At 70.5% G+C, this 13,016-nt stretch carries 12 protein-coding genes; 7 read left to right on the top strand and 5 right to left on the bottom strand.

Annotation, left to right across the window (positions count from 1 at the left end; all coding sequences use genetic code 11):
* Nucleotides 1-182: 182 nt before the first annotated feature.
* Together ACTOWY_RS31390 and ACTOWY_RS31385 are read left to right on the top strand one after the other, a co-directional pair.
* A complete protein-coding gene (locus tag ACTOWY_RS31390) occupies nucleotides 183-965 on the top strand; it encodes a right-handed parallel beta-helix repeat-containing protein (RefSeq protein ID WP_441313223.1) in 783 nt (260 codons plus the stop codon).
* A gap of 137 nt (nucleotides 966-1,102) precedes the next feature.
* The gene (locus tag ACTOWY_RS31385; protein WP_441313222.1) at nucleotides 1,103-1,522 is read left to right on the top strand and encodes a hypothetical protein; all 420 of its coding nucleotides are present in this window, start codon (nucleotides 1,103-1,105) and stop codon (nucleotides 1,520-1,522) included.
* An 18-nt stretch (nucleotides 1,523-1,540) separates the two neighbouring features.
* Here ACTOWY_RS31385 and ACTOWY_RS31380 read toward each other — a convergent pair whose 3' ends face one another.
* A complete protein-coding gene (locus tag ACTOWY_RS31380; protein WP_441313221.1) occupies nucleotides 1,541-2,452 on the bottom strand; it encodes a LysR substrate-binding domain-containing protein in 912 nt (303 codons plus the stop codon).
* A 57-nt stretch (nucleotides 2,453-2,509) separates the two neighbouring features.
* The gene (locus ACTOWY_RS31375; RefSeq protein ID WP_441313220.1) at nucleotides 2,510-3,058 is read right to left on the bottom strand and encodes a TetR/AcrR family transcriptional regulator; all 549 of its coding nucleotides are present in this window, start codon (nucleotides 3,056-3,058) and stop codon (nucleotides 2,510-2,512) included.
* A 134-nt stretch (nucleotides 3,059-3,192) separates the two neighbouring features.
* Between ACTOWY_RS31375 and ACTOWY_RS31370 the strand changes: the two genes are divergently transcribed.
* The 5 genes from ACTOWY_RS31370 to ACTOWY_RS31350 all read left to right on the top strand — a co-directional run bounded on the left by ACTOWY_RS31370 (nucleotide 3,193) and on the right by ACTOWY_RS31350 (nucleotide 7,996).
* Entirely contained in the window at nucleotides 3,193-4,371 is a 1,179-nt protein-coding gene (locus ACTOWY_RS31370; RefSeq protein ID WP_441313219.1) for a serine hydrolase domain-containing protein, read from the top strand.
* A 94-nt stretch (nucleotides 4,372-4,465) separates the two neighbouring features.
* Entirely contained in the window at nucleotides 4,466-5,287 is an 822-nt protein-coding gene (locus ACTOWY_RS31365; protein WP_441313218.1) for a CoA transferase subunit A, read from the top strand.
* Entirely contained in the window at nucleotides 5,284-6,033 is a 750-nt protein-coding gene (locus ACTOWY_RS31360) for a CoA-transferase subunit beta (RefSeq protein ID WP_441313217.1), read from the top strand. Before ACTOWY_RS31365 ends, ACTOWY_RS31360 begins: the two co-directional genes overlap by 4 nt.
* Nucleotides 6,030-7,205, top strand: a complete 1,176-nt coding sequence (locus tag ACTOWY_RS31355; RefSeq protein WP_441313216.1) for a thiolase family protein — start codon at nucleotides 6,030-6,032, stop codon at nucleotides 7,203-7,205. The genes ACTOWY_RS31360 and ACTOWY_RS31355 overlap by 4 nt, the downstream gene beginning before the upstream one ends.
* An 11-nt stretch (nucleotides 7,206-7,216) precedes the next feature.
* Complete coding sequence (locus ACTOWY_RS31350; RefSeq protein WP_441313225.1) at nucleotides 7,217-7,996, top strand: IclR family transcriptional regulator domain-containing protein; 780 nt, start codon at nucleotides 7,217-7,219, stop codon at nucleotides 7,994-7,996.
* A gap of 5 nt (nucleotides 7,997-8,001) precedes the next feature.
* Here ACTOWY_RS31350 and ACTOWY_RS31345 read toward each other — a convergent pair whose 3' ends face one another.
* The 3 genes from ACTOWY_RS31345 to ACTOWY_RS31335 form a co-directional block, all read right to left on the bottom strand.
* The gene (locus ACTOWY_RS31345) at nucleotides 8,002-9,906 is read right to left on the bottom strand and encodes a maleylacetate reductase and hydroxyquinol 1,2-dioxygenase domain-containing protein (RefSeq protein WP_441313215.1); all 1,905 of its coding nucleotides are present in this window, start codon (nucleotides 9,904-9,906) and stop codon (nucleotides 8,002-8,004) included.
* 799 nt (nucleotides 9,907-10,705) lie between these two features.
* Complete coding sequence (locus ACTOWY_RS31340) at nucleotides 10,706-11,863, bottom strand: NAD-dependent formate dehydrogenase (protein WP_441313214.1); 1,158 nt, start codon at nucleotides 11,861-11,863, stop codon at nucleotides 10,706-10,708.
* Nucleotides 11,864-11,969: 106 nt separating this feature from the next.
* The gene (locus ACTOWY_RS31335) at nucleotides 11,970-12,893 is read right to left on the bottom strand and encodes a LysR family transcriptional regulator (protein WP_247762049.1); all 924 of its coding nucleotides are present in this window, start codon (nucleotides 12,891-12,893) and stop codon (nucleotides 11,970-11,972) included.
* Between the last annotated feature and the right edge of the window lie 123 nt (nucleotides 12,894-13,016).

The raw sequence follows: 13,016 nt of genomic DNA, 5'->3' as shown, positions 1-13,016 counted from the left end.
ATACTGAAGGAGGCCTCGTCGGGTCGGTTGTGTGTGGTAACTCAATCCAACCCGACGGGGCTCTTCACGTTCGAGGGAAGGTCAACTCCCGCGAGTTACGGACACAACTTCTGGCAACCCGCTTAGCAGCCGCCGCATCCGGTGCGGCAACCCGCCGGGTCAGTGCGAGGAGAGGAATCCACATGATCGGAAAGGTGTCGGCGGTCATCGCGGCGGTGGCGATCGTCGTCTCGCTCACCCCGGCCGCGGCCGGGGTCGCCGAACCGGCCAGGTCCCGCCTGGTGATCTCCCAGGGCGGCACCGCGGAGCAGCCGCTGATCGTCGACGGCACCGGCAAGGACGTCAACGGCATCACGGTCAACGCCAGTCACGTGGTGATCCGCAACTTCCGCCTGCTCGATCCGGAGGCGCCGGGGATTCGCGCGCAGGGCAACAACATCACCCTTGAGGACAACACGATCACCAAGCCGCGCAACGGCGATGGCGACGGCATCCGGTTCTTCGGCGCCGGGATCAAGATCCTGCGCAACACGGTCTCGGGCACCAGCAACCGGTACGGGCACGCGGACTGCATGCAGACCTACGCCACCAACACCCCGGCCAGCCAGGACGTGCTGATCGAGGGCAACCGGTGCGAGAAGATCGACAACATGTGCCTGATGGCCGAGGGCCCGAACGAGGGTGAGGGCAGCGGGCGCGGTCATTCACACCACTTCACCATTCGCGGCAATTTCTGCGAGACGGTGAAGGCCTCGCAGACGCTGATGTTCGAGGACATCCAGCACGCCACGATCGAGCAGAACGAGTTCGCCGCCTCGCCGGTGAAGGCGATCGGGCTGGCGATCAAGTCCACCAACGCGACCGTGCGCGGCAACAAGGTCAGCCCCGGCATCCGCTACGAGGTCGGCATCGACGACTCTTCCCGCCCCGGCTACCAGGGCCCCAAGCCCGGCGGCCGTCCCTGAGCCACCGGGACCCGGCCGCCCGGCACCAGGGTGGCCGGGTCCCGGCATGCGGGAAAGTCATCACCACCAGAGAAAACCGGCCTTGGACGTGCCCGCGGTCCGCCCCGGAAGCTGGATCCGGACCGAGGAGGACATCGATGACGGAACTGGCCCTGCCACTGGCGGGCACGCTGATCGCGCGGGACCACCACGGCTGGAGCCCGGAACTGCACGCGGAGTTCCGCCGCAACGCGCACAACGGCGCGGTCGGCAGCCGCCTGATCGAGGTGACCAGGTGGACCCGGCTGTGGGAGGTCCGGCTGGCGCCAGGGGAACGCCTGCCCGCGCACCGGCACGTGCTCGACTACTCCTGGACCGCCGTCCACAGTGGACACAGTCGTCAGCACAGCCACGACGGCAGCACCCGCGAGGTGACCTACCGGTCGGGAGACAGCAAGTTCCTGGCCTTCGCCGCGGACCGGTTCCTGTTGCACGATCTGGAGAACATCGGCGACACCCCGCTGCTGTTCATCACCACCGAGTTCCTGAACGGCCCCAACCCGCCCCTGCCGCTGTAGCTGCGCATCAGCGTCGGCTCACTCCCCTACCGACCGGTCGGGCGGCGCGGGCAGAAACGCGGGCACCACGGCCGCCGCCCGCTCCAGCAGTTCCAGGAACGCCCCGGTCATCGGATCCGGCGCCCGCCGGGTGAACGCCGCGACCGGCCTGCGCACGGCCGGTTCCGGGAAGGCCACGGTCATCGCGTCGGTGGGCACCAGGATGTTGGCCGGCACCAGCGCCAGGCCCAGCCCCGCCGCGGCCAGCCGGGGCGCGGCACTGGTCTGCGCGGTCCGCACCGACACGATCGGGCTGAACCCGGCCGCAGCGCAGGTCTGGTCCACCACCTCGGCCAGCCCGTTCACCGGGTCGAAGTGCACCCACCGCCGCTGTGCCAGCCCTGCCACCGGCAACCGCTCCCCCGCTGGCGGCGCCGACTCACCGGTCGGCAGGACCAGCACGAACTCCTCGGTGCCCAGCTCCCGCACCGGCCCGTCCCATTCTCGCGGCCGGGGCGAGACGGCGAGGTCGGCGAACCCGTCCCGCACCGCCTGTTCCAGGTGGTCCCGGTGGGTGAACTCGGTGATCCGCAACTCGACCTCGGGGTGCTCCTCCCGCCACAGCCGCACCACCGGCAGCAACGCGCCGAGCGTCAGCGACTGCACCACGGCCACGTGCAGCTCGCCGGTCAGCAGCCCGGCCGCCCGCCGCCCGATCTCCCGCACCCGGCGCGCCTCGGCCAGCGCGCTGCGCGCCGCGGGCAGCACCGCCCGGCCGACCGCGGTCAGTTCCACCCCGCGCGGCAACCGCTCCAGCAGCGGCGCCCCGACCACTCGTTCGAGTTCGCGGACGCTGCGCGAGAGGGCGGGCTGGGTCAGCAGCAACACCTCGGCGGCCGCCGTGAACGTCCCACTGTCCACGACCCCGACAAAACACTCCAACTGCCGCACGGTGACCACCCACGAACCCTAGGGCTCTTCCGCCACAAGGCGCGGGTCCCCGGCCGCTCAGCGGTGACGCAGGGCCAGGATCGCGTGCGCGCCGTGCACGAGTTCGGCATGCAGGTCGTCGGCGGGGATGTCGGCGAACAGGGTGATGGGGTCGGCCACCGCGGCCAGTGCCTGGGCGGCGCGCAGCCGGCGGCGCCAGTCGTCGTAGCCGTCGGAGAGCACGTCCATGGCGCGGTCGATGAGCGACTGGAACTGGTTGAGGACCTCGGCGGTCTGCTCGGTGTGCGCGGAGGCGTCCCGCAGCAGCAGGCCCATGGTCTGCCGGTGCTTGATCATGACGTTGGCGAAGCCGTTGAGCACCCCCTCCCGGCGCTCTTCTAGTTCGGCCTCCGGGTGCAGGCTCTCGAGCACGCCTTCCAGCTCGGCCAGGGGCGTCCGCACCAGGTGCACCAGGATCGCGGACTTGCCCGCGTGGTAGTGGTAGAGCGATGCCTTGGTGATGCCGACCGCCGCGGCGATCTGCTGCATCGAGGTGCCGCCGTAGGTGTGCTGACTGAACAAGGTCCTGGCCTCGTCCATGATCCGTGTCCAGGTCTTGTCTGGCATTCGAGTCCTCTCATTTCCGCTGGTCGAACGACCCTACCATCCGGTCGGTAGGCAACCATCCAACCGGTCGGTAGGCTAACTTCGGCCGTCTACCAACCGGTCGGTAGGCGCGCGCGACAACACGGAGGTGGGGCGTGGACGAGATCAACGGGACGGCCCGGACGGGGTTCGAGGGAGTCCGGGACGCCTTCAGCCGGAACTTCACCGAGGGCCGGGAGGCCGGCGCGGGACTCGTCGTGCTGCACCACGGGAACCCGGTGGTGGACCTGTGGGGCGGCCTGGCCGATCCGGCCACCGGACGGCAGTGGCGGCGCGACACCCTGGCCCCGGTGGCGTCCACGACCAAGGCGATGGCGGCGGTCGCGGCACTGACACTGGTCGATCGGGGACTGGTGGAGCTGGACGTGCCGATCGCGCGGTACTGGCCGGAGTTCGCCGCGGCGGGCAAAAGCGAGGTCACCCTGCGGATGTTGTTGTCACACAGCTCGGGCCTGGTGACCCTGGACGCGGATCCGATCACCTACGAGGACCTGGTCGCGATCACGCCGACCTTCGACAAGATCGCGACGGCCGGGTTGGAGTGGTCGCCTGGCAGTGCGCACGGGTATCACGGGGTGACGCTGGGACACGCGTTGAGCGGACTGGTGCACCGGGTTACCGCACGGTCGGTCGGGACGTATTTCGCGGCCGAGATCGCCGGGCCGCTGGGGTTGGACTGCTTCATCGGGTTGCCGGAGGCGGAGCTGCCGCGGTTGGCGCGGCTGGTGTTGCCCGGGATGGCCGAGGAGGTCCGGCTGGGCGAGACAGGACTGGCGGAGTGGGCGGAGGCGGCGGTGGATCCGTTGTCGTTGGGATATCGGGCGACGCAAGGGAGTTTGGCGATCGGGTGGGCGGAGGCGACGGACCCGAAGTTCGTGTTGGTGGAGGCGCCGTCCACGGACGGGGTGGCGAGCGCGGCGGGACTGGCCGGGATGTTCGCGTCCCTACTGAACGGTCGGGTGGTGTCGCGGAAGCTGCTTGATCAGGCTCGGCGGCGGCTTGTGAGCGGGGTGGACCGGGTGCTGGGGTGCCGGACGGACTGGGGGCTGGGGTTCATGGTCCCGGGCGGGCCGATGGTGCCGGCTGCGTTGCCGGAGGGGTCGTTTGGGCATGGCGGGAGCACGGGAGCGTTTGGGTTCGCGGATCCCGGGACCGGGTTGAGTTTCGGGTATGTGCCGAATCGGGGGGCGGAGTTGTTGGAGGGGGCTGGGTTTCGGGTGACGGGATTGGTGGAGGCGGTGTACGCGGCTGTCCGGGGTGGCGGGTTGGAGTGAGGGCGGGGCGGCCGGGGTTTGTTGACGGTGGTTTGGGGCGGGGCTATGTTCGTATGTAGAACTTGTGTGCGCAATGCGAACATTGGAGCGGGCGATGGCGGAGATCGTGTCGCTGGCGGATGGGGTCGCCGAGCTGGTGCGTGACGGGGACGTGGTCGCGCTGGAGGGTTTCACCCATCTGATACCGATGGCGGCTGGACGCGAGATCATCCGGCAGGGGCGGCGGGAGCTGACCTTGGTCCGGATGACGCCGGACCTGGTGTACGACCAGCTGATCGGCGCGGGCTGTGCGCGCAAGCTGGTGTTCTCCTGGGGCGGGAATCCCGGGGTCGGTTCGTTGCACCGGTTCCGGGACGCGGTGGAGCACGCGTGGCCGCGGGCGCTGGAGCTGGAGGAGCACAGTCACGCGGGGATGGCCAACCGGTATGTGGCTGGGGCTTCCGGGTTGCCGTTCGCGGTGCTGCGCGGGTATTCGGGGACCGATCTTGGTGCGGTGACGCCTACCATCCGGTCGGTTGACTGTCCGTTCACCGGGGAGCGGCTGGCGGCGGTGGCCGCGTTGAACCCGGATGTGACCGTCGTGCACGCGCAGCGGGCCGATCGGCGCGGCAATGTGCAGCTCTGGGGACTACTCGGGGTGCAGAAGGAAGCAGTGCTGGCGGCTCGGCGGAGTTTGGTGACCGTCGAGGAGGTGGTGGACGAGTTGTCGCCGGTGCCGGGGGCGGTCGTGTTGCCATCGTGGGCGGTCACCCGGGTCGCCGTGGTGCCGGGCGGGGCCCATCCCTCCTACGCGCAGGGATATTCCGAGCGGGACAACCAGTGGTACCAGGACTGGGACGCGATCTCGCGAGATCGGGAGCGGTTCCGGGAATGGTTGCGGGACAACGTCTTCGCGGACTCCGGGAGCCTGGCATGAGTGAGTACTCCGCGGACGAGATGATGACGGTGGCGGCGGCCAGGGCGTTGCGGGACGGGGTTCGCTGCTTCGTCGGGATCGGATTGCCTTCCACCGCGGCGAATCTGGCCCGGCTGACGCACGCGCCGGAGTTGGTGCTGATCTACGAGTCGGGGACCCTGGGATCCAAACCGGATCGGCTGCCGGCCTCGATCGGCGACGGGATCCTGGGTGAGACCGCGGATGCGGTGATCAGTGTGCCCGAGGTGTTCAACTACTGGTTGCAGCCTGGGCGGATTGATGTGGGTTTCCTTGGCGCGGCGCAGTTGGACCGGTTCGCCAACATCAACACGACCGTGGTCGGGGACTACCACCAGCCCCAGGTCCGGCTGCCCGGAGCCGGTGGGGCGCCGGAGATCGCGGCCTCCTGCCGGGAGGTTTTTGTGGTGGTCCGGCAGAATCCGCGGAGCTTCGTGGAGCGGGTGGACTTCGTGACCTCGGTCGGACACGGGTCCGGGGCCGGTGACCGGGAACGGCTGGGGCTGCGAGGCGCCGGGCCGACGACAGTGATCACCGATCTTGGCGTGTTGCGGCCGGACGCGGAGACGCGGGAACTCACGTTGACGCAGGTGCATCCGGGTGTGTCGGTGCCGCGGGTGCGGGCGGCCACCGGGTGGGAGCTGCGGGTCTCCCCCGAGTTAAGCGAGACGCCGGCGCCGACCGCGGCCGAGCTGGCGATGCTGCGGGAGCTGAAGGAGCGGTCATGACCGAGGTGTTCTTGCTGGACGGGGTGCGGACTCCGTTCGGGCGGCACGGCGGGGCGCTGTCGGGGGTTCGGCCGGATGACCTGGCGGCGGTGGTGTTGCGGGCGTTGACCGAGCGGGCCGGGTTTGATCCGGGGTCGGTGGACGAGGTGGTGTTCGGGGCGGCGAATCAGGCCGGGGAGGACAACCGGAACGTGGCGCGGATGGCCACCCTGCTGGCCGGGTGGCCGACCTCGGTGCCGGGCAGCACGGTGAACCGGTTGTGCGGGTCCAGCCTGGACGCGGCCATGCACGCCTCGCGGATGATCGCGGTCGGGGACGCCTCGCTGGTGGCGGTGGGCGGCGTGGAGTCGATGAGCCGCGCGCCGTGGGTGTTGCCCAAGCCCGCCAAGGGCTTCCCGGCGACGGACGCGACATTGCACTCCACCACGCTGGGCTGGCGGATGGTGAATCCGGCGATGCCGCCACAGTGGACGGTGTCGTTGGGCGAGAGCACCGAGATCCTGGCCGAACGCTCCGAAGTGGACAGAGTCAGTCAGGACGAGTTCGCGTTGCGGAGTCATCGGCTGGCCGCCGCGGCCTGGGCTGCGGGGCACTTCGACGAGCAGGTGGTCGCGGTACCCGGGGTGTCGCTGACCAGGGACGAGAGCATCCGGGCGGATACCACCGCGGCGAAACTGGCCGGGTTGAAGCCGGTTTTCCGTCCACAAGGGACGGTCACGGCCGGGAACTCCTCTCCGTTGAACGACGGAGCCTCAGCGGTGCTGCTGGGTGATGCGGACGCGGCACGGCGGTTGGGCGTGACGCCACTGGCCCGGGTCGCCGGACGTGGTGCGGCGGGAGTTGATCCGGACGTGTTCGGGCTGGGGCCGGTGCGCGCGGCGGAGATCGCGTTGCGGCGGGCCGGGATCGGCTGGTCGGAGCTGACCGCCGTGGAGTTGAACGAGGCGTTCGCGGCGCAGGCGCTGGCCTGCCTGCGGGCCTGGCCGGAGCTGGATCCGGAGATCGTCAACACCGACGGCGGCGCGATCGCGCTCGGGCATCCGCTGGGCGCCTCGGGCGGGCGGTTGCTGACCCAGTTGGCGCACCGGCTGCGGCGTGCGGGCGGCGGCTGGGGCCTTGCCACACTGTGTATCGGGGTCGGGCAGGGTCTGGCCGTGGTGCTGCAGGTGTGAGCGGGAGTGAGATGGACGAGCAGGCGGAGCGGGGCGCGCACCACGTGCAGTCGCTGGCGCGTGGACTGGCGGTGATCACCGCGTTCGGCCCGGACACCCCGGAGCTGACGCTGAGCGAGGTGGCCAGGGAGACCGGGATGACCAGGGCCGCCGCGCGCCGGTTCCTGCTGACACTGGTGGACCTGGGGTACGTGCGCACCGACGGCAAGCAGTTCGCGCTGACCGCGCGGGTGCTGGAACTGGGCTACGCCTACCTGTCCAGCCAGTCGCTGCCGGAGGTGGCGCAGCCGCACCTGGAGCGGTTGTCGGCCGAGGTCGGCGAGTCGAGTTCGGTGTCGGTGCTCGACGGCGGGTTCGTGGTGTACGTCGCGCGGGCGGCGGTGACCCGGATCATGACCGTCGGGATCAGCGTGGGGACCCGGTTTCCGGCCTTCGCCACCTCGATGGGGCAGGTGCTGCTGGCCGAGCTGGACGCGACCGCGCTGAAGGATGCGTTGGCGGCCAGCGGGTTGACCCGGCTGACCACGCGGACGATCACCTCGGCGGACCGGTTGCGGGAGCAGTTGCGGGTGGTGCGGGAGCAGGGCTGGGCCGTGGTGGACCAGGAGTTGGAGGAGGGGTTGCGGTCGGTGGCGGCGCCGATCCGGGACCGGGCGGGCCGGGTGGTGGCGGCGGCGAACATCGCCACGCATGCCAGCCGATTCTCCGCGGCGGCGCTGGAATCGGAGTTGCTGCCGCGGTTGTTGTTGGCGTGCAAGGGGATCGAGGGTGATCTGCGCGCTCGGCGTTGAGCGCCCTACTCGGCTGCGATACGGAAGGTGAAGTTCAGCGACCGCCACGGGCCAGGACGACCGTCGGGAGCCGTTGCCTGGTGTTCGGGGAAGTCGACGATCAGGCCGGTTTTGACGCCGAACACCGTGTCGGAGTCCAGGTACCGGCCGCCCCGGACGAAGAGCTGGGTCACCAGGGTGCGATAGCCAGGCTTGGCGATCATGAAGTGCACGTGCGGGGCGCGGTAGGGGTGGCGGCCGACCGCGGCGAGCAGTTGGCCGACCGGGCCGTCCTCGGGGATGGGGTACTCGGCGGGCAGGATCGCGGTGAAGGTGAGTTTTCCCAGGGAGTTCGTGTGGAAGCGGGCGCGCAGCACCGGTCCTGCCAGGTCGGGCAGCTGGACGTCGTAGAAGCCGTCTTCGTTGGCCTGCCAGACATCCACCACCGCGCCGGCGACCGGGGCGCCGCCGATGTCGGTGACGGTGATGTCGGCGAACATCGGGGTGCCGGGCAGTCCGGCGGCCAGGTCGGCGCCGTGCGGTGTCTCGGGTGGACCGTCCACATAGAACGGTCCGAGCACCGCGGACGGGGTGGTGTCGGGGGTTCTGGAGTTGGTGAGGATGTCGACCGCGCTGGAGACCCCGAGCACGTCCGAGAGCAGCACGAACTCCTGGCGGGTCGGGGTGCTGATCTGGCCGGTGCGGGCCAGGAATTCCACCGCTTGCTGCCATTCGGGTTGGGTGAGATCGTTGCGACCGACGTAGCCGTGCAAGGTGCGGACCAGGTCACCCAGTAGCTCGCGGGTCCGCCGATCGGGGGTGTTGGCGAAGCTGGCCACGACTTCCTCGGTGAGGGGGTTGAGGTCGGGCGGGCCGGAAGACGTTGGGGCGTGGCTGTTCCAGGCATCGGTCAGCAACGCGGTGAGGCCGTCGGCGGTGACCGGACGCGGGTTCGGGTACGGGGTGGCGGTGGCGAGTTCGACCACCCTGGGCAGGTCGGCCTGGGCCAAACCCAGTTCCCGCAACGAGATCGGGCCACCCAGGCCGACGATCAGGTCGTACAGGCCGCGGGGTGCGTCGGTGACACCGAGTGCCTCGGCGATCAGGCGCATCGCGGCTGGGGCGGCGGAAGCGTTGTAGGCCATGGCATGCGGTAGTACGACGGTGTGGGTTTGCGCGTGCGGCAGGCCAAACGCGCCACCCAGGGTGTGGCAGAGCTTGTGATGCAGACCCATACCGACCGAACCGAGGCAGGTCCCGGCCAGCCAGGCGCCCTGCAACGCGTCCGCGCGAGCGTCGGCATCAGCCGGGCCGGCCACGATGCGAGGCAGCGCGCGGGCCAGGAGGGTGATCGACTCGACCGCGAGGCGTTCGGTGACCGGGTTGGCCTGCGAGGCGTAGAGCGCCTCCACCGCGTGCGCCATCGCGTTGATCCCACTGGTCACCGACAGTGCGACCGGCAGGCCGAGGGTCAGCTCAACGTCGTAGATCACCGTCTCCGGCAGCACCTTCGGCGAGGTCAGCGTCGTCTTGCGGCCGTGCTCGGTCTGGCCAAGCACCGCGGTGACCTCGGACCCGGCGTAGGTCGTGGGCAGCACCACTTGCGGCAGGCCGGTGCGCAACGCGAGGGCCTTGGCCAGGCCGCTGGCCGAGCCGCCGCCGACCGCGACCAGACAGTCGATGTCGCTGGCCCGCAGCAGTTCCAGCGCGGACTCGGTGACCTCGACCGGCGTGTGCATGGCAGCCCGATCGAACCGCGCGGCCAGCAGCGGACCGAGCGAGGCCGCGGCCCGATCGGTCCCCGCTACGGAGGTGCCCAGCAGCAGGGCCCTGCCGCCGCCGAGGGCGCGGACCTCCGCGGGCAGTCGGCTCAGCGTGCCCGCGCCGAAGACGATCCGGGCGGGGTTGGCGGTGTACTCGAACTCGGCCATGCGGGCAGTATCCGGCCGATCTCCGGATTCGGCCCTGCACAAACGCGCTGTGCTCGCTGCACAGAACGCGCGTCACCCGGTCCGGCGAACCGCGCCGGGGCCTGGTCGGTGCGAGGCTGGGCCGGGGTCGCCGGGGTGCGGCCGCAGCGGCGGGGCCGGTGGGCGGCGGGGCCGGTGGGAGGTGGGCCGGTGGAGGCTGAGTCTGAGGGGGCTGGGGCTGGGGCTGGGGCTGGGGGCGATTGGGGCGGCGGTGCGGGTGGCGCGCTTCCTATTGTTCACGCAACGCGGGAAGCGGTGATTTGGTTCCCAGCGTATCCACAGGGGCGACCCTGGGCTGGCCTTTGTCCACAAAGTGCTGGTCAGGCATGGTCCCGAGGCAGTCAGGGCCTGGCTAGATGTTACAGCAGGGGGTCGCGGGCGCCCGGTTCCTCGGGCAGCCACCTCACGCACCGCCACCTCGGCCAGGTGGACGTGCACCGTGTCCACGGGGTCGCACAGCTCCACGGTCAGTTCGTGGTGCGCGGGCTCCCCGGGCGGGGCGCCCCAGTCCCACGCCGCGCCGCGCCGCGCCGCGCCCCGGCCGGGCCGGGCCGGGCCGGGCCGGGCCGGAGTGTGCGGGATGAGCTGGTGGCTGCGGGCCAGGGCGAACTCCGCGCGATACGGACATTCGTGCCGGGTGGACCGGGTGGAGCGGTGGACGTGGCTCAGCCCGAGCCCGGTGGTGGTCCGCTCGGGCTGAGCCCGCGGTTGGGCGGGGATGCCGGTGGAGTCGGCGAGTCCCAGCTCAGCGGGTGGGGCGTCAGCGGGTGGAGTAGGAGTGCGCTCCGGTTCCGGCCAGTTTGCCGCCTGCCACGATCAGGTACTCGTCGCGGATCGGGGAACCATCGAAGAAGTTCTCCAGGATCTCCCGGGTGCCCGCGGCGTAGCGGGTTTGCGCGGACAGCGAGGAGCCGGAGATGTGTGGGGTCATGCCGTGGTTCGGCATGGTGCGCCACGGGTGATCGGCGGGGGCGGGCTGTGGGTACCACACGTCACCGGCGTATCCGGCCAGGTGACCGGACTCCAGTGCGCGTACCACGGCGTCCTGGTCGGCGATCTTGGCTCGGGCGGTGTTGATCAGGTAGGCGCCGCGGCGCATGGTCGAGATGAGCTGGTCGTCGAAGAGGCCCTCGGTTTCCGGGTGCAGGGGGGCGTTGACGGTGACCACGTCGCAGTGCGGCGCCATCGAGGCCGCGTCCGGGTGAAAGGTCAGGCCCAGCTCCTGTTCGACGTCGGCGGGCAAACGGTGCCGGTCGGTGTAGTGCAGGTGCACGTCGAAGGGCTTGAGCCTGCGCAGCACCGCGAGTCCGATCCGGCCGGCGGCGACCGTGCCGACGTGCATGCCCTCCAGGTCGTAGGAGCGGGCCACCGCGTCCGCGATGTGCCAGCCGCCCTCGTTGACGATCCGGTGCGCCGGCAGGTAGTTGCGGACCAGGCCGAGGATCATCATCACCACGTGTTCGGCCACGCTGATGCTGTTGCAGTAGGTGACCTCGGCGACGGTCACCCCGGCCTCGATCGCGGCGGCCAGGTCCACGTGGTCCGAGCCGATGCCCGCGGTGACCGCGAGCTTGAGGTCGCGGGCCTTGGCGATCCGTTCCGGGGTGAGGTAGGCGGGCCAGAACGGCTGTGAGATCACCACGTCCGCGTCCACCAGTTCGCGCTCGAACACCGAGTCCGGGCCGTCCTTGTCCGAGGTCACCACCAGGGTGTGGCCGCGGCTCTCCAGGAACCGGCGCAGGCCCAGCTCACCGGAGACGCTGCCGAGCAGCGCGCCGGGGGTGAAGTCGATCGCCTGCGGGGTGGGCAGGGTCTGGCCACCGGGGTAGCCGTGCAGGTGCGGGAGGTCGTCCCTGGCGTACCCGGTCGGGTAGCCGTCCACCGGGTCGTCGTAGAGCACGCACAGCACCTTCGCCATTTCGCCGTCTCCTCGCACTGGGGTGGGTTTCCCTTGCCTCCCACAGCGTTCTGCCCGGCAACAGCGCAGGTCAAAGCGTTCTTTCCTGTTGCTCGATAGGCGCGGGCTATGACAGGTGGCCGCGCGCCACCCGGTCCAGTTCGGCGCGCACGTCCAGTGAGCGGGCCACCTCGGCCAGGGCCGCGGCCATCGGCGCCTCCGGATCGCGGTCCGCGGTGACCAGGCCGACCCTCGGGGTCTGCGCGGTGCCGTGCAGCCGGAGCACCCGCATCCCGGCCGGCACGCCGAACATGTGCAGCCAGGCGTGCGAGATGACCGAGTACCAGGTCCGGGTGGCCACGTGGGCGTAGAGCGCGGCCACCGAGTCGGTCTCCACCGCCGGGGCCACGGTCGCGCCCGCCGCGGCGAACAGCTCGTCCAGGATCCGCCGGTTGCGCATTTCCGGGGATAGCAGGCACAGCGGCACCGCGGCCGCCTCGGCCCAGCTCGCCGACCCCTGACGAGCAAGATCACTGTCGCTCGGCGCGAGCAAGAGATAGCGTTCCTCGTATACGGGGAGTCGCCGGACCCGGCCCAGCTGCTCACCGTCCAAATAGGTCAGTCCGGCGTCCAGTTCGAACTCGGCCAGGCCGTGCGCGATGTCCCGGGAGGACAGTGCGCGCAGCGAGACCTTGGCATGCGGATGTCGTTGGCAGAACGGGGCTGTGAGCAACGAGACCGCGGTCAGCGCGGTGGGGATGGCGCCGATCCGGACCGTCCCGGTGAGGCCCTCGCGCATCGCGGAGAGGTCGTCCTGGAGGGCGTCCCGCTCGGCCAGGATGCGGTGCGCCCACAGCAGAACCCGCTCACCCTCCGCAGTCAGACCGGCGAATTTGCGGCCCCGGTCGACCAGTGGCGCGCCCAGTTCCTTCTCCAGCGAACGGATCGCCGCGGACAGCGAGGGCTGCGAGACATGGCAGGCCGCGGCGGCCCGGCCGAAGTGCCGCTCCCGCGCGAGCGCGACCAGATACTCCAGTTGACGCAACAGCACGCCTCAGCATGGTCCAGTCCAACGGTCGCGGTCCAGTCCCGCGCAACCGATTCCACATTGCCGCGCAACCGATTCCACATGGGGTTTTCACGGTTCTGAACCCGTCCACAATGGACAATCAGT

Origin of the sequence: Crossiella sp. CA198 (assembly GCF_052078295.1) — a bacterium.
Taxonomy (GTDB): domain Bacteria; phylum Actinomycetota; class Actinomycetes; order Mycobacteriales; family Pseudonocardiaceae; genus Crossiella.
Note: the sequence above shows the minus strand (reverse complement) of the source record. Positions and strands in the feature narration are given on the sequence as shown.

Bases quoted from the DNA above. Each gene is read 5' to 3' on its own strand.
- ACTOWY_RS31390 (WP_441313223.1), top strand. From the start codon at position 183: ATGATCGGAAAGGTGTCGGCGGTCATCGCGGCGGTGGCGATCGTCGTC.
- ACTOWY_RS31385 (WP_441313222.1), top strand. From the start codon at position 1,103: ATGACGGAACTGGCCCTGCCACTGGCGGGCACGCTGATCGCGCGGGAC.
- ACTOWY_RS31375 (WP_441313220.1), bottom strand. From the start codon at position 3,058: ATGCCAGACAAGACCTGGACACGGATCATGGACGAGGCCAGGACCTTG.
- ACTOWY_RS31365 (WP_441313218.1), top strand. From the start codon at position 4,466: ATGGCGGAGATCGTGTCGCTGGCGGATGGGGTCGCCGAGCTGGTGCGT.
- ACTOWY_RS31360 (WP_441313217.1), top strand. From the start codon at position 5,284: ATGAGTGAGTACTCCGCGGACGAGATGATGACGGTGGCGGCGGCCAGG.
- ACTOWY_RS31355 (WP_441313216.1), top strand. From the start codon at position 6,030: ATGACCGAGGTGTTCTTGCTGGACGGGGTGCGGACTCCGTTCGGGCGG.
- ACTOWY_RS31350 (WP_441313225.1), top strand. From the start codon at position 7,217: ATGGACGAGCAGGCGGAGCGGGGCGCGCACCACGTGCAGTCGCTGGCG.
- ACTOWY_RS31345 (WP_441313215.1), bottom strand. From the start codon at position 9,906: ATGGCCGAGTTCGAGTACACCGCCAACCCCGCCCGGATCGTCTTCGGC.
- ACTOWY_RS31340 (WP_441313214.1), bottom strand. From the start codon at position 11,863: ATGGCGAAGGTGCTGTGCGTGCTCTACGACGACCCGGTGGACGGCTAC.